The following is a 15,588-nucleotide window of genomic DNA, read 5'->3' on the forward strand; positions in this document are numbered from 1 at the left end:
TTGCTGTGACGACAAAAAGACGACAGGCAAAATGCAACATTTGCCGATTGTCTGTACAGATAACCCGACAAACGGCAGGCAAATGGCAAATTGCGCTCGGCGCACTATAAACATCCCGGCGCACGACGTAATTGCGAATTATTAATAATCCAAAGAAAATCGCGGCAGAGGCGAAAATTCGTATCAATGCCCTGCCCGGCGTTCAAGCCTGGATATGCAAAAAGGCCGAAAATATCCGTCACATTCCTGTGATGTTATTTCCGGCCTAAAATGCTGAAACCCAATATATTTTATAACCCGACGGCGGCTTATGCCCTAAACCGCGCCAACCGAAATATCGTAAAGCAGTTTAACATTCAGCGCGATAATGATCAGTGCAATGATTGCGGAAACAAAAGTTAACCAGCGCGGCGCGCACAGTTCCTTCATTTTCTGTTTTGATGCCGTAAACATTACCAGTGGTACCACCGCAAAGGGCAACTGAAAACTCAGCACCACCTGCGACAGGATCAGCAATTTTGCGGTTTCGGCCTGACCATAAATCACCGTTACGGCAATCGCCGGAATAATGGCAACTACCCGGGTCAATAACCGTCGCAACCACGATGGCAGGGTCATTTTAATAAACCCTTCCATCACAATCTGGCCGGCCATTGTTGCAGTTACAGTCGAGCTAAGACCACAGCAAAGCAAAGCCACACCAAACAAAATCGGTGCCATCGACGCCCCTAAAAGGGGGGCCAGCAATTCATGCGCCTTGCCGATATCATCAACGTCGGTTTGCCCGGCCACGTGAAAGGTTGCTGCGGCCAAAATCAGGATAGAAGCATTAATGACCAAGGCAAAGGTCAGCGCCACCGTTGAATCCAGTGTGGCAAAACGCAGGGCTTCGCGCTTGCCTTTGATCGAATGTTCATAGGCGCGTGTCTGCACAATACCGGAATGCAGATACAGATTATGGGGCATTACCGTGGCACCAATAATCCCCAGCGCCAGATACAGCATATGCTGATTGGTCAAAACATTTACGGTTGGGGCAAAGCCGGTAATCACGCCATACCAGTCCGGATCAGCCATGGCGATCTGGATGGCAAAACAAACCGAAATAACGCCCAAAAGTGCAATGATAAACCCTTCGACCCAGCGAAAACCGCGACTTTGCAACCACAAAATCACCAGAACATCGGCCGCCGTAATCAACACGCCCAGTTCCAGCGGAATGCCAAACAACAAATTCAGGGCAATTGCTGTGCCGATAACCTCGGCAAGGTCGGTGGCGCAAATAGCAAGTTCCGCCAACAGCCATAACGGCCATGACATCCAGGTTGGAAACGCATCGCGGCAGGCCTGCGCCAGGTCACGCCCGGTGGCAATCGCCAGCCTGGCGCATAGCGACTGCAAAATAACCGCCATGATGTTTGACAGCAACGCCACACATAACAGTGCATACCCGAACTGCGACCCGCCCGCCAGCGAGGTGGCCCAGTTTCCCGGGTCCATATAGCCAACTGCAACCAGATATCCCGGCCCGGCAAAAGTCAGAAACTTGCGGAAAAAACCGGCATCCGGCGATACCGCAATCGACCGAAACACTTCAACAAGAGAAGGTTGATCGGCATCCAGCCGCCAGTCACCCTGCTTGCGTTTCGCTTCACCAATGTCGGCCATTCGTCATTCTCCGCGCACGGGAAACCGATCCCGCTTAGATTTTAAATAATTACAAACCCGGCTAGTTCCGTCTGACAGCCTTCACCGACATAAGGTCAGTCAAACAAAGTCAGCAGATCATCAGGAAATTTATCCCCAATTGTTGTGCGGACTTTAAAAGTTAGTCAAGGCTAAATTTTCACAAACACCAATTCTCCACCCGGAACCTATTCTTTCGGGTGTTTTTATGATCGCTGTTTTCATATATCCGGGGGTACAGCATAACCACGCAGGCCAAAATCACCTGCTATACAGCAATATTTTACAACCGCCGCATTCATCCTTGTGGAAAATCACAGGCTATACCTGTCACGCAACCTCAACCATCCCGGCAGAAGACGAGAGTCGCAATTGTTCGACATCCCGTCTGGGAGGCGCACCGAACATCCGGCGATATTCGCGTGAAAACTGCGATGGGCTGTCATAGCCGACATGATATCCGGCACTGGCCGCATCCATCGCATTTACCATAATCAATGAACGCGCTTCTTGCAGACGCAGCTGTTTTTGATATTGCAGCGGGCTCATGGAAGTAATGGCCTTAAAATGCTGATGCAACGCCGAGGGGCTCATATGCGCCTCGCGGGCCAGAACCTCGACGCTAAAGGGTTCGCGAAAATGGTTTTTTATCCATTCGATCGCACGTGATACCTGGTTCAATTTGCTATCGGCCATTGCCAGTTGCTGCAACCGAACACTTTGCGGACCATTTAACAGGCGATATAAAATTTCGCGCTCGATCAACGGGGCCAGAATGGGAATATCGCGCGGGTTTGCCAAAAGTTCCAGCAAGCGGATCGATGCATTGATAATCTCTGGCCCGGCATCGCTAACCTGCATTGCGGGTCCCGGCTGGCGACCGGTTGCCACAATATTGTTTTCCCGTGCCTCCATCATGATGTCGGCCATAACTTTGGTGTTCAGATCCAGACGCAAACACAAATAGGGGCATTCGGGGCTGGCGACGGTAACTTCACCCAACACCGGAACATCCAGTGACACGGTTAAATATTGCCCCGGTCGATAAACATAAACACTTTCGCCCATTAACGCCGTTTTTTCGCCGCTTGCCAAAATACAGATCGACGGCTGATACACCACGTTAACCGGTTCCATCGGGGCATCCGCCCGCAACAGCACAACACCGGGAATGGCCGTATCGTGGCGCCCGGTGCCGGTGCAATTTTGTTCAATCAGTTGTGCAAATTTATCCAGACCATCGGTCATGACGTTATGCCTTTTTCTCACCTGAATGCCAAAATGTCGCCTGATGGCTTACTTGGTTCAAAAAACACATAATCATCGATTGCACAAAACAACAGACTGTTTTTTCGCATTTGCAGGATTGTGCAATCTTTGTAGAGGACTGGGCTATCGGGTCTAAAAAGTTTGCGGTAGGGTCGTCGCATACCGGATTACAGCCGTGCAGCCATCAACTCCCCCCCCCGACCCCGTGATGTCTGCACGGTTGGAAACGGCGCAAAACGGGCCGATGCATCCCTGCATCGGCCCGTTATCATCTGTGAATTTCGGTGTCTGTCAAAACGATACGCCGATATTATCAGGCGCTGGGCCAGGCACCACGTAACCGCCCGCCAATGCGAACCGGCTCGATCCGTTTGGCCAGGCCTGTTTTGTCATCGGTTTCCACATAAACACCACACACTGTGGCCGGGCCCTCGGCAGGTTCCAGCCTGCCTGACGGCATTTTGGTCAGAAACTTTGCCACCGAACTTTCGTGTTTCATCCCGATCACGGAATTAAAATCACCGCACATGCCAACATCAGTCTGGTAGGCTGTGCCGCCTGGCAAAATTTGCGCATCCGCCGTTGGCACATGCGTATGTGTCCCCAAAACAAGCGACGCACGCCCATCGCAATGATGGCCAAATGCCATTTTTTCCGATGTTGTTTCGGCATGAAAATCGATCAAAACCGCATCAACATTTTTACCCAGGCGATATTTACCCAACAATTTGTTGGCCCCCTGAAACGGGCACGATAGCGGGTCCATAAACAGGCGACCCATCATGTTAACAACCGCAACTTTTTTGCCCGACCGTGCCGTAAATACACAATCGCCACGTCCCGGCGTGCCATCAGGAAAGTTCCACGGGCGCAGCAGGGTTTTATCTTCGTCGATATAGGTGATGATTTCGCGCTGATCCCAGACATGGTTGCCCGTGGTCAGCACGTCGGCCCCGGCATCATAAAATTCGCGGCAAATTTTTGCAGTTACACCAAACCCGTGGGCCGAGTTTTCAACATTCACCACGGCAGCATCAACCTGCAAACGATCACGCAACATTGGCAATGCTTCCAGTGCCGCCTTGCGCCCGGATTGCCCCAAAACATCGCCTAAATGTAAAAGCCGCATTTTTAATTCCGTCTATCACACCGCATGACCAAACGCGGCAATCCCACCCACCGGGCAGGTCATCCCCCGATCACAAATTTCAATTAAACCAGCCAAAAAGGAAAATTCCCGCTTCCCCGAAGGAAAGCGGGAGCCACCACTGCCGTTGACCATGTGGTAATTCCTCGTGACCTGCGTGTGCAGGTGGGCGCCATATAACGAGACCACGGTCCCGCCAGGGACAGCTCCCTAGAGAAATGAGCATCGGCCCCGGGAATTAGCGAATCTGACGCGCAGGGCAGCCCCCTTTTGGATCCACTTTTGATCGCCCCGAAGGACGCATCGCAAGCAGTATCCGATGCGAACTTAGTCAGCTGCGAGCTTTTGTGCAATAGCCTCTATACGAGAGGCGAGATTTTCCATGCTTTGCGCCATACGATCAGCATCATTCGGGGCAACCGCCCCTTCGGGCAAAGCGGCACTGGCCGGCACCGAAAGTTTTTCGTGAGCATCACCAAGTTCGTCGGCAATCAACAGGCTGGTCATGACCAAAAGGCGCTGTTCGCCAATCTGGCCGACCATCCCGGCAATCTCGCTCACACGTTCATCGACATATTCTGCCAGCTGGGAAAGGCGGGTTTCCTGCCCGTCCTCGCAGGCAACATCATAACTGCGACCATTAATACGCACTGAAACCTGTGCCATGATTTTACGCCTGCTTTTGTTCAGTTTCGTCACTCAGGACCAACCGCAATTGCCCCACAGCACCGTCAAGGCGTTGTGAAACCGTTTCGGTTGCCTGCGCCAGCACATCATAATCGTGCTTTAGGGCATCCAGCTCGGCACGCATTTCTTCAGACCGTGCCTGGGCGGCCGCATTCTCGCTTTCGCCAGACAGGGCGTTCGCTTGTGATCGCGCCAGCCGCGACTCCACCGCCTGTTCAAGGGCGGCAAGGGCAATTTCAAGACGTTCACCGGCATTTTGCAGACGTGACATATCGTCCTTCCTGATCCTTCATAATCGTTTCACAAGATAGGTCGTGACAAAGCAGGGCGTCAACTGTTCCGCGATACTGCCTGTTCAAAACCGTTCTGATCGCCATCATATCACGTAAGGATTAACCGCAATCTAAGCAATCCAGTCAGTTTTTCGACAGAACAGGTTGACGTATGCGGATCGCGGGGGCATGTTCCGCCCGTCTTATTTGATTTATTCAGCCGTAGTAATCAACGCCCGATAGCGAACCCCCAGGAAGCGCATTCAATGACGAAAACAGCAGAACATAGCCGCATGGCAAATGCCATTCGCTTTCTTTCCGCCGACGCCGTGGAAAAAGCCAATTCCGGCCATCCGGGCATGCCAATGGGCATGGCGGACGTCGCGACTGTTCTCTTTACCAAGTTTTTGAAATTCGATCCGAAACATCCGCATTGGCCAGACCGCGACCGGTTTGTCCTGTCTGCCGGTCACGGGTCAATGCTGCTTTATTCGCTGCTGTATCTTACCGGCTATGAAGACTTTGATCTCGACCAGATCAAAAATTTCCGTCAGCTCGGCGCACGTACTGCCGGCCACCCGGAATATGGTCATGGTGCCGGCATCGAAACCACCACCGGCCCGCTGGGTCAGGGTATTGCCACCTCTGTCGGCTTTGCCCTTGGCGAACGCATCATGAATGCGGCCTATAATAACGACCTGGTTGACCATTACACCTATGTCGTTGCCGGTGACGGCTGCCTGATGGAAGGCATTTCGCAGGAAGCCATTTCGCTGGCTGGTCATTTGCAGCTTTCCAAGCTGATCGTGCTGTTTGACGATAACGGCATTTCGATCGATGGCCCCACCTCGCTTTCGACCTCGGAAGACCACAAAAAACGTTTTGAAGCCGCAGGCTGGGATGTCCAACAGATTGACGGCCACGATGCCGATGCCATCGAAGCCGCCATTGCCAAAGCAAAAACCACCGGCACCCCGTCGCTGATCGCATGTAAAACCGTTATCGGTTTTGGCGCACCGACCAAGGGCGGCACCTCGGCTACACACGGGTCGCCGCTGGGTGCAAAAGAACTGGCCGGCGCACGCGAAAAACTGAACTGGTCCTATGAACCGTTTGACGTCCCCCAGGATGTGCTTGAAGCATGGCGTGCAGCAGGTGCCCGTGGTGCTGACGAATTTGCGGCCTGGGGCGCACGTTTTGATGCGCAGGACGCCGATGTTCGTGCCGATTTTGAACAGCGGGTCGAAGGCAAACTGCCGGAAAACTGGATCGAAGCATTTAATGCTTACAAGAAACAGATTACGGAAGAACTGCCCAAAATCGCCACCCGTAAATCCTCGCAGAATGTGCTCGAAGTTCTGACCAAGGAAATCCCGGCGATGATCGGTGGCTCGGCTGACCTTACCGGGTCCAACAACACCAAAACAGCCGTTCAGGAACCGATTTCGGTGCAAAGCGGGTATGAAGGCCGTTACATCTATTACGGCATTCGTGAACATGGCATGGCAGCGGCCATGAACGGCCTGGCGTTGCATGGCGGCATCCTGCCCTATGGCGGCACCTTCCTGGTCTTTACCGACTATTGCCGCCCGGCCATTCGCCTGTCCGCCCTGATGGGCCAGCGCGTTGTTTACGTTATGACCCATGATTCCATCGGTCTTGGCGAAGACGGCCCGACCCATCAGCCGGTTGAACATGTTGCGTCCCTGCGCGCCATGCCCAATGTCACCATGATCCGCCCGGCCGATGCGGTTGAAACCGCCGAAGCATGGGCCATGGCGATTACCAATGAAACCGGCCCGACGGTTTTGGCCCTTAGCCGCCAGAACCTGCCGGTATTGCGCACCGAATACCGCGAAGACAACCTTGTTGCCCGTGGTGGTTACATCATTTCCGAAGCCGAAGGCGACACCCAGGTCACCCTGATTGCAACCGGTTCGGAAGTTGAAATCGCCGTTGATGCCCAGGCAAAACTGAAAGCCGAAGGCATTTCAGCCGCTGTGGTTTCCCTGCCTTGCTGGGAACTGTTCGACGCACAGTCGCCCGAATATCGCAAAAGCGTTCTGGGGACTGCCCCGCGTATTGCCATCGAAGCCCTGTCGGTTTTCGGTTGGGAAAAATATGTCGGTGAAAACGGCAAGGTCATTGGCCTGCATGGCTTTGGTGCGTCGGCACCGGCACCGGAACTGTATGAACATTTCGGCATTACCGCCGATGCCATGGTCAAAGCGGCCAAGGAACTGGTTTAATTTCCGGGCCGGATCGGTAATATGCCGATCCGGCCTTTTTGATTGTCCCCGTCTGCGGGGTTTGACCGTCCGGTCACAATCAGTATGTTTTTGGAGGAATTAATGGCTATTCGTGTTGCGATTAATGGTTTTGGCCGTATTGGCCGTCTGGTTCTGCGTGCGATTGTCGAAAGCGGCCGCACCGATCTTGAAGTCGTTGCCATCAATGATCTGGGCGACGTCAAAACCAATGCCCACCTGCTGAAATATGATTCTGTACATGGTGTTCTTGCCAATGACGTCAAAGCCGAAGGCAATGATCTGGTCATTGATGGCAAGGCCATCAAGGTTTGTTCCGAACGCGACCCGGCCAACCTGCCGTGGGGCGAACTGAACGTCGATATCGCTTTTGAATGCACCGGTATCTTTCTTGATGAAGCAGGCGCAGGCAAACACCTGACCGCAGGTGCCAAGCGCGTTCTGATTTCCGCCCCGGCAAAGGGCGACATCAAAACCGTTGTTTATGGCGTTAACAGCGACAGCCTGACCGCTGATGATATCATTGTTTCAAACGCATCTTGCACCACCAACTGCCTGGCACCGGTCGCCGATGTTTTGAACAAAACCGTTGGCATCACCAAAGGCTTCATGACCACCGTTCACGCCTTCACCGGCGACCAGAACACGGTTGACAGCCTGCACAAGGATTTGCGCCGTGCCCGCGCAGCATCGCTTTCCATGATCCCGACCTCGACCGGGGCGGCCAAGGCTGTTGGTCTTGTTCTGCCGGAACTTAAGGGCAAGCTGGACGGAACGTCGGTTCGTGTGCCCAGCCCGAACGTCTCCATGATCGATCTGACCTTTGTTTCGGGCCGTGATACCACTGCCGAAGAAATCAATGCTGCCATCGCAGAAGCCGCCAATGGCCGCCTTAAAGGTGTGTTGGGCGTAAATGATGCGCCGCTGGTATCGATTGATTTCAATCACAATCCGAACAGCTCGACCTTCGATTCGACCCAGACCCAGGTTATTGGAGGCAACTTCGTGCGTATCCTGTCCTGGTACGACAACGAATGGGGCTTCTCCAACCGGATGTCCGACACCGCTGTTGAAATGGCAAAATATCTGTAATCCAGCCGGATAAACCAGATAATAGGGGCGGTCTTTGGATCGCCCCTTTTTTATGGGTGAATTTTGGCCTCCTGCCTTTAATAATGGTGCCCCCTTTCAAACACTGGATCACCATGTCACCGTTGACGTTTCATATCCGTATTCACAGCTTCACCGGTGCAGCCCTTGCCTGCCGCGTTATGGGCACGAAACCTTTTATTTTGCATAGCCCGATAAATTGCGGCGAAACACATGGCGCAAAATGGTTTGCCGCCTTGCTGGCAGAACTAAACAATGCCTGGCCCAACTGCCAGTTCGAGGGGGCCATAGATTGCACCCACCACACCGGGCAGGCCTTATCCGCGCTGGAATCAAACATCGCCCATGTTATCGTTGGTGATATTTCCACCGATGCCATGACAAGTTTACGCGCCATCGCCCGGCAAAAGGGCAGCCATATATGGGCCGCCACGATGTTTGAGCAACCCCGTGCCGATGCCACCTCCACGCGGGTTCAAAATACCGTGATGTTGCATGATATGGACGATCACTTCCTGCCCGAACACGAACTGGAAAAACGCCTGCGGGCGGCATTGGCACAGCTTTGATTGCCAAGTTCGTTCGGGCAGGATAAACAGGCGATGTAATAGCAAACAGGAACCTCCGCCGTGAATGACGACGCACAAACCGGCCTTTATCTTCTAACGCCTCCCAGCATTGATCTGGCAACCTTCCCGGATCTGCTTGCCCGCGTGTTGGATACCGGTGCGGTTGAATGTGTTCAACTTCGTCTGAAAGACATCGATGATGAAGGTATCATCGCCGCGATCAAAAAGATTTTGCCGGTTTGCTCCAAACGCGACATTCCCCTGATTTTAAATGACCGCCCTGATCTGGCCCATAAAACCGGCTGCGATGGTGTCCATATTGGCGCCGAAGACGGAAGTTACGCCGAAGCCCGTAAAATCATGGGCGAAGAACATGTTGTCGGCGTTTCGTGTTACGATTCCCGCCATCGGGCCATGGATGTGGGCGACAAAGGGGCCGATTACGTTGCATTTGGCGCATTTTTCCCCACCACCACCAAAACCCCCGGCACCTGGGTTGAACCGGAAATTATTGAAATATGGACCACCTTTACCACGGTTCCCTGTGTTGCCATTGGCGGCATCAATGCCGATAATCTGGCACCATTGGTAAAGGCCGGGGCCGATTTTGTTGCCGTTAGCGGGGCCATCTGGAACCATCCTGACGGGGCCGAAGCAGGCGCCATTGCCATTGCCCGCGCCATTGCCGCAGCCAGCGAAGATCTGGTTGCAAAATAGCCGGCATATTGCCCTGCCCCTGATTACGGCCTATCTTTCATCTGATCACCCGGTGCAAGCATCGTGCTTATGCACGACCCCGTGAATACAGGCGTGTCAGTCATGGATATTTCCGATTTGCAGGTTTTTGCGACCGTCGCCCGGCTGGGCAGTATGCGCAAAGCAAGCGAAGAACTTAATACAGTACAATCAAACATCACCGCCCGGATACGTATTCTGGAAGAAAGCCTTGGAACATCCCTGTTTGAACGCCATCATCGCGGCGTGAAGCTAAGTGCGGCCGGGCAGCGCCTGTTACCCTATTATGAACGGCTTGCGCATTTAATGTGCGAGGCCAGGCAAGCCACAATTGATGATGGTGTGCCCACCGGCCCGCTGAAAATCGGCTCGCAGGAAACAACGGCAGCCCTGCGCATTTCGCCGGTACTGGCCAAATTTTTGCAAAAATACCCGGATGTTAATTTAAGTTTGCGCACAGAAACCACTGCCGGCCTGATTGATGCCGTTCTCGAACACAAACTTGACGGTGCCTTTGTGTGCGGCCCGGTTGACCACCCCAATTTAACCGCCCTGCCCTGTTTTGCCGAAGAACTTGTTATTTACGGCCCCGCAGAGATGACCTCAATCGCGCAAACATGTGATTCCACCACATTACGAATTGTTGTGATGAATGCCGGTTGCCAGTACCGCTTCATGCTGGAAGATTTCCTGGCCCGTCTTGGCCGTAAAAACGTACCGGTTCTGGAATTTGGCACGCTGGAAACTGTTATAAACTGCGTTTCGGCAGGATTGGGCATCACCATGCTGCCACGGGCCCTGTTGCCCCATGTCAGCCGAATTGGGCCTGTTTCCCTTCATCCCCTGCCAGCAAGCAGCACCCATGTTGAAACGGTATTTATCCAGCGCAAGGATGCCTTGCAGACCAGCGCACGATCGGCGCTGTTTCAAACCATTGCCCAACATTGGGACGATATTAACGCCCTCAATAACCAGGCTCAAACTGACCTGCCACTGGAGGCAAAACCAGGATTAAGAGTGATATCTTAAATAATGATCACTGTTATCATTATAATTCGTTTTCAATGATCCCCAACACTCACTAGCATCACGCCAATTCCCATGATCAGGACAGCTTGATGCCCAGTGTTTCCCGCCTTTCATCCGATACCCGGCTTTATATCTGGGCAGGTTTTTGCACCTCGCTTATCGGGGTTGGCCTGTCGCGGTTTGCCTATTCCGCCTTAATTCCGGCCATGATCCATCAACAATGGTTTCTGGCAGGTAGCGTTGCCTATCTTGGCGCGGCCAATCTTGCCGGTTATCTGCTGGGGGCTTCCTGCGCACGTTTGGCCGCAGCAAAACTGGGAAATCGCAGTGCCTTGCGCCTTGCCATGCTTGTTGCCGCCATCAGCTTTTTTGCATGCTGGCAACCGGCCTCGTTCTGGTGGTTCTTTCCATGGCGTATTTTATCGGGTCTTAGCGGCGGCTTTCTGATTGTTTTGGCCGCACCAACCATTTTGCCTTCCGTGCCGGTTGCAAAACGCGGCTTTGCCATGGGCCTTATTTTCAGTGGTGTTGGCACAGGCATTATCATTTCAGGTACCCTTGTGCCAATCCTGCTTGCCCATGATCTGGGATGGGCCTGGATTGGACTGGGTGGAATTTGCGTTGTTTTGATGATGTCGTCCTGGTTTTTACTGCCCGCAGATACCTCTGCACACAAAACGGCCCCCGATACCGCATCCACCCCGCATAAAGTGCCCCAAAAACCGGTAAAAACCCGAAAATTGCCTCATATTACGGTGTGGGTGGTGGGGCTGGTTTACGCGCTTGTCGCCATTTCCCTGGTGCCGCACATGGTGTTTCTTGTCGATTATACGTCGCGCATTCTCGCACTTGGCGATGGCTTTGGCAGCATGTGCTGGACCATATTTGGTATAGGTGCCCTTTGTGGGCCGGTCACGCTGGGCAAGCTGGGCGACCGGTTCGGGTTTCGGGTAACCTTAACGGGTATGTTACTGGTGGACATGGTGATGACAGTCATCCCGGCCCGCGGCGAAAATCCTGTCCTGCTTTTGGTGTCGGCCTTTGTGGTCGGGGCCACAGTACCTGGTGTTGTGTCGCTTATTCTGGGCTGGATCCATGAATTAATCGACGATGCAGATGACCGTCATCAGGCCTGGAGCTTTACCACAACCCTGTTTTCCATCGGCCAGGCCGCCTTTGCCTATATCTTTGCCTGGGTATTTTCCCAGGGTCCCACACAGGCCCACCAGATTTATATATTGGCCGGGTTTGCTGCTGCGGCGGCAATGATCCTGACCTTTTGTTTCCCTGCCATTCAGCGCAGAATGTCTCCGCTACCTGGTCAAAACATCAAAACTGCGGCGGAATAAACCTGCAAGCTGGCCCTGCCAGCCTCAGAAAAACACCGCCTTACCTTTTGAAAATGACGAGCCATGCAAACGCACAAGGCGCGCATGCGTTTGCATGGCACGAAGATACTTGCGGGAAAGCCTGCAAACTGATAGTTAGACGCCACTTTTTTCCACATTGTGAATCTGTGATCTGAAAGAACGGTTGGTGCCATGAAAATCAACGGCAACGAAATCCGTCCGGGCAACATTATTGAACATAATGGCGGCTTGTGGCGCGCAGTGAAGACCAATGCAGTAAAGCCTGGCAAAGGCGGTGCATTTAACCAGGTTGAACTGAAAAACCTGCGGGACAATACGAAGCTTAACGAACGCTTCCGTGCGTCTGAAACTGTCGAACGTGTTCGCCTCGACCAGAAGGACTATACGTTCCTGTTCGCCGAAGGCGACATGCTGACCCTGATGGACAGCGAAACTTTCGAGCAGATCACAGTCAATTCCGAACTGATTGGCGACCCTGCGGTATTCCTTCAGGATGGGATGGTTGTTACCGTCGAATCCTTTGAAGAAGAACCGATTAGCGCAACTATTCCCGAACACGCAACCTTCCAGATCGTGGAAGCCGATGCTGTGGTAAAGGGGCAGACCCAATCCTCGTCCTACAAACCGGCTGTTCTTGAGAACGGTGTTCGCATTCTGGTGCCGCCGCACATTGAATCGGGTACCCGCATCGTCGTGAATACTGCCGAAAGCACCTATCTTGAGCGCGCAAAAGATTAACTTTCAGCGTCGCTCGTTTTTTCAGACACATTCAAACACCGGGAGATGAGCCGTGCGTGGCGCCGCCCGTCGTTCAGCAAATATCAATGTTATGTTCAAGGCCGTCGAAAAGGCGGCCTATGGGCTTAAGCGCGACTTCGGTGAAGTCGAAAACCTTCAGGTATCAATGAAAGGCCCAGGCGATTTTGTTTCGGCTGCTGATCATCGTGCCGAAAAACGCCTGCGCGAAGAACTGGAACGGGCCCGCCCCGGTTATGGTTTTCTGCTTGAAGAAGGTGGGGAAATCAAAGGGAGCGATCCGGAACACCGCTGGATCATTGACCCGCTTGATGGCACCACCAACTTCCTGCATGGCATTCCGCATTTTGCCATCTCGGTTGCCTTGCAACGGGGGGACGAAATCATTGCCGGCATTATCTATGATGTCGCCAAGGACGAGTTCTTCTGGGCTGAAAAAGGCGTTGGCGCGTATCTCGATAACCGCCGGCTGCGTGTTTCTGGCCGCCGCCGTTTGAACGAGTGCGTTCTGGCCTGCGGGATTCCACATGTCGGGCGCGGTGATCATGCTGTGTTTGAAAAACAGCTTCATGCTGTGATGGATCGTTGCTCTGGCGTACGCCGTTTTGGCGCAGCATCGCTGGATCTGGCGTATGTTGCTGCCGGTCGTTATGACGGTTTCTGGGAAACACATTTAAGCCAGTGGGATATCGCCGCCGGTATCTTGATGATTACCGAAGCTGGCGGGTATATCCGCGACATCAATGGTGGCACCAACATGCTCGGTACGGGCAGTGTGGTTGCAGCAAATGATTCGATCCAGCCTGTGCTGGCCAAGACTTTGAAGAAAGCCGTTTCCGAATAATTCGGGATCGTTTTTCGCGAAAATCATAAAGGCATTCACAAATTGTTGTGGATGCCTTTTTTGCGTTCAGGTCAAACCGGTTGTCGACAACAATATGGTAAGTTATGGTGCCAAAGAACGGTCCGGGAGGGAAGACCCGGGACGGAACTGGGGTAGCACTTTGCGTGCCGTAAGATCGTCACAAAAATCGCATTCAATGCGAGCGGTCGAAAAACAGGATAACAAGGGGCCTGCGAATTGATGAAGGGGAATACAAAGATTTCGGCGATTGCCATTGCGGCGGCGCTCGGAACATTGATGGCGACCAGTCATGGTGCCAGTGCCCGGTCGTTTTCTCCGGCAATGCCCGGCAGCAATGTGCAGGTTGACTGGGGTGTTCTGGACCAGCTTGGCAACAGCGAAACCGATACATCAGGCGGTTCATTTTCCGGCCATGATACCAATCCCCGGATCAAGATCGACAGCCAGCTTTTGATTTATCCGCAAACCTCGCCAAAATCACGCTTTCTGGCCCCGCAACTGCTGCTAACACCCCCGGGCGGGGCGCAGCACTTCGATGCCGCCAGCACCCGTAACACCCCAGGCAACACTATTGATGATCTTGAAACAGTCGTCATTGATGGCGCAGGTGTTATTCCTTCAGACACCAGCGCACAAAGCCCGCAAGCGCCGGTAATTTTACGGCCGCCGGTCGAACGCGTGCAATTACGCGCGCCGGCATCCTTTCCATCACGCCCTGCCGTCGAAGAATTCCCGCCGGCAACGGCCCCTTCACCTGGCCGCACCACAGGCAATCTTGGTGGCCCGCTTGCGGCAGACATGGAAGATGATGGCGCACCGCAAGTTATTCATCTGGTGCAACCCGCCCCACACCAACCACCCGCCAGGACTCTCGACGGGTTACCGCGTGCCAAACCGGCTGAAAATGCTGCCAGCCGTGTGGTGGTTAGTGCAAACGCTACCCCGGCGACTGCTATGACGGTATCTGCCCCGGCACATGTCGCAACACCGGCATCGGCTCCGGCGGCAAAGCCTGCCAGTTTGCTAACGCCCGCCCCTGCGGCACCCGTGGCAAAAATAGTGCAAGTGGCCGATAAAAATACCGGCACCACAAAGGCGACCCCACCGACAGCGCCAAAAATTACCGAACCACATATTGATACTCCGCGTGAGGCCCCCAAAAACAAAATGGCGGTCCCGCCCGTAAATACGGTGCCGTTACCCGACAAAAACGCCATTAAACCGGCCCCGAAACCCAAAGACATCCCCTCAGTCACGCCCAATCCGCTGGAAAAAGACAACGCAGTACCAACGGCACCCGCCCCCGCACCGGGCACAACAACTTCGCCTCAAAAAATGACCGAGCCGCAGGCACGCGTGATGCCCAAACCGCCGGCGCCCAAACCCGCAATCCACAAAGCTGCACCGCTGCCCGAACCCCGCCCTGCCCCGCAGCCGCAAAAGCAGCAGCGCGAAACGGCTTCGGCACCGGCATCGCTGGCGATGGACAAGCCAAAGGCAGAAGTTACCGCAGGGGGCGATTACAGCCTGCCCTTCTCTGAAAACAGTTTTGAACTCGATAATGGCGCCAGGAAAAGACTTGACGCCATTGTTCGGACGCTAACCAAAGATGACGACTTGCGCGTTCAGCTTCAGGCGTATGCCGCTGGTGAATCCCAGAATGCCAGCAAAGCCCGTCGTCTTTCGCTTTCGCGTGCCTTGCAAGTCCGTTCCTATCTGATCGACAGCGGCGTACGATCAACCCGAATTGATGTTCGCGCGCTTGGTGCCAATGTCCCCTCCGGCCCGGCTGACCGCGTCGATGTTAAAACCGTTCAACGCTAGGA

Annotated in this window: 14 protein-coding genes and 1 other RNA gene; 9 read left to right on the forward strand and 6 right to left on the reverse strand. The window is 53.7% G+C overall.

Annotation, left to right across the window (positions count from 1 at the left end):
* Positions 1–315: 315 nt before the first annotated feature.
* From THS27_RS10535 to THS27_RS10560, 6 genes are all read right to left on the reverse strand, one after another.
* A complete protein-coding gene (locus tag THS27_RS10535) occupies positions 316–1,668 on the reverse strand; it encodes an Nramp family divalent metal transporter (RefSeq protein ID WP_085590583.1) in 1,353 nt (450 codons plus the stop codon).
* A gap of 348 nt (positions 1,669–2,016) precedes the next feature.
* Positions 2,017–2,934: an AraC family transcriptional regulator gene (locus tag THS27_RS10540; RefSeq protein ID WP_085590585.1), complete on the reverse strand. Its 918-nt coding sequence runs from the start codon at positions 2,932–2,934 to the stop codon at positions 2,017–2,019.
* Positions 2,935–3,268: 334 nt separating this feature from the next.
* Positions 3,269–4,084: a TIGR00282 family metallophosphoesterase gene (locus THS27_RS10545; RefSeq protein WP_085590587.1), complete on the reverse strand. Its 816-nt coding sequence runs from the start codon at positions 4,082–4,084 to the stop codon at positions 3,269–3,271.
* A gap of 126 nt (positions 4,085–4,210) precedes the next feature.
* Positions 4,211–4,371: non-coding RNA, 6S RNA (gene ssrS, locus THS27_RS10550), on the reverse strand.
* A 58-nt stretch (positions 4,372–4,429) separates the two neighbouring features.
* The gene (locus THS27_RS10555) at positions 4,430–4,768 is read right to left on the reverse strand and encodes a cell division protein ZapA (protein WP_085590588.1); all 339 of its coding nucleotides are present in this window, start codon (positions 4,766–4,768) and stop codon (positions 4,430–4,432) included.
* A gap of 4 nt (positions 4,769–4,772) precedes the next feature.
* Entirely contained in the window at positions 4,773–5,060 is a 288-nt protein-coding gene (locus THS27_RS10560) for a hypothetical protein (RefSeq protein ID WP_085590590.1), read from the reverse strand.
* A gap of 240 nt (positions 5,061–5,300) precedes the next feature.
* Between THS27_RS10560 and tkt the strand changes: the two genes are divergently transcribed.
* The 9 genes from tkt (at position 5,301) to THS27_RS10605 (ending at position 15,586) form a co-directional block, all read left to right on the forward strand.
* Positions 5,301–7,310, forward strand: coding sequence for a transketolase (gene tkt, locus THS27_RS10565; protein WP_256376783.1), 2,010 nt, complete (start codon positions 5,301–5,303; stop codon positions 7,308–7,310).
* A gap of 102 nt (positions 7,311–7,412) precedes the next feature.
* Complete coding sequence (gene gap, locus THS27_RS10570; protein ID WP_085590750.1) at positions 7,413–8,420, forward strand: type I glyceraldehyde-3-phosphate dehydrogenase; 1,008 nt, start codon at positions 7,413–7,415, stop codon at positions 8,418–8,420.
* Between the two features lie 113 nt (positions 8,421–8,533).
* Positions 8,534–9,007, forward strand: coding sequence for a hypothetical protein (locus tag THS27_RS10575; protein WP_085590593.1), 474 nt, complete (start codon positions 8,534–8,536; stop codon positions 9,005–9,007).
* A gap of 60 nt (positions 9,008–9,067) precedes the next feature.
* Positions 9,068–9,724, forward strand: coding sequence for a thiamine phosphate synthase (thiE, locus tag THS27_RS10580; protein ID WP_085590595.1), 657 nt, complete (start codon positions 9,068–9,070; stop codon positions 9,722–9,724).
* A 102-nt stretch (positions 9,725–9,826) separates the two neighbouring features.
* Positions 9,827–10,771 (forward strand): LysR family transcriptional regulator, encoded by a 945-nt coding sequence (locus THS27_RS10585; protein ID WP_085590596.1) that lies wholly within the window; start codon positions 9,827–9,829, stop codon positions 10,769–10,771.
* An 89-nt stretch (positions 10,772–10,860) separates the two neighbouring features.
* The gene (locus THS27_RS10590) at positions 10,861–12,120 is read left to right on the forward strand and encodes a YbfB/YjiJ family MFS transporter (RefSeq protein WP_085590598.1); all 1,260 of its coding nucleotides are present in this window, start codon (positions 10,861–10,863) and stop codon (positions 12,118–12,120) included.
* A gap of 192 nt (positions 12,121–12,312) precedes the next feature.
* Positions 12,313–12,879, forward strand: a complete 567-nt coding sequence (gene efp / locus THS27_RS10595; RefSeq protein ID WP_085590600.1) for an elongation factor P — start codon at positions 12,313–12,315, stop codon at positions 12,877–12,879.
* Between the two features lie 52 nt (positions 12,880–12,931).
* A complete protein-coding gene (locus THS27_RS10600; RefSeq protein WP_246832926.1) occupies positions 12,932–13,741 on the forward strand; it encodes an inositol monophosphatase family protein in 810 nt (269 codons plus the stop codon).
* 240 nt (positions 13,742–13,981) lie between these two features.
* Positions 13,982–15,586 carry an OmpA family protein gene (locus THS27_RS10605; protein WP_085590602.1) on the forward strand — a complete coding sequence of 535 codons (1,605 nt, stop codon included), beginning with the start codon at positions 13,982–13,984 and terminating at the stop codon, positions 15,584–15,586.
* Positions 15,587–15,588: the final 2 nt, after the last annotated feature.

The organism is Thalassospira sp. MCCC 1A01428 (assembly GCF_002115825.1).
Classification (GTDB): domain Bacteria; phylum Pseudomonadota; class Alphaproteobacteria; order Rhodospirillales; family Thalassospiraceae; genus Thalassospira.

What these genes read in the sequence shown, in the direction of transcription:
- THS27_RS10535 (WP_085590583.1), bottom strand. Translation starts at nt 1,668, where the DNA reads ATGGCCGACATTGGTGAAGCGAAACGCAAGCAGGGTGACTGGCGGCTG.
- THS27_RS10540 (WP_085590585.1), bottom strand. Translation starts at nt 2,934, where the DNA reads ATGACCGATGGTCTGGATAAATTTGCACAACTGATTGAACAAAATTGC.
- THS27_RS10545 (WP_085590587.1), bottom strand. Translation starts at nt 4,084, where the DNA reads ATGCGGCTTTTACATTTAGGCGATGTTTTGGGGCAATCCGGGCGCAAG.
- THS27_RS10555 (WP_085590588.1), bottom strand. Translation starts at nt 4,768, where the DNA reads ATGGCACAGGTTTCAGTGCGTATTAATGGTCGCAGTTATGATGTTGCC.
- THS27_RS10560 (WP_085590590.1), bottom strand. Translation starts at nt 5,060, where the DNA reads ATGTCACGTCTGCAAAATGCCGGTGAACGTCTTGAAATTGCCCTTGCC.
- gap (WP_085590750.1), top strand. Translation starts at nt 7,413, where the DNA reads ATGGCTATTCGTGTTGCGATTAATGGTTTTGGCCGTATTGGCCGTCTG.
- THS27_RS10575 (WP_085590593.1), top strand. Translation starts at nt 8,534, where the DNA reads ATGTCACCGTTGACGTTTCATATCCGTATTCACAGCTTCACCGGTGCA.
- THS27_RS10585 (WP_085590596.1), top strand. Translation starts at nt 9,827, where the DNA reads ATGGATATTTCCGATTTGCAGGTTTTTGCGACCGTCGCCCGGCTGGGC.
- THS27_RS10590 (WP_085590598.1), top strand. Translation starts at nt 10,861, where the DNA reads ATGCCCAGTGTTTCCCGCCTTTCATCCGATACCCGGCTTTATATCTGG.
- efp (WP_085590600.1), top strand. Translation starts at nt 12,313, where the DNA reads ATGAAAATCAACGGCAACGAAATCCGTCCGGGCAACATTATTGAACAT.
- THS27_RS10605 (WP_085590602.1), top strand. Translation starts at nt 13,982, where the DNA reads ATGAAGGGGAATACAAAGATTTCGGCGATTGCCATTGCGGCGGCGCTC.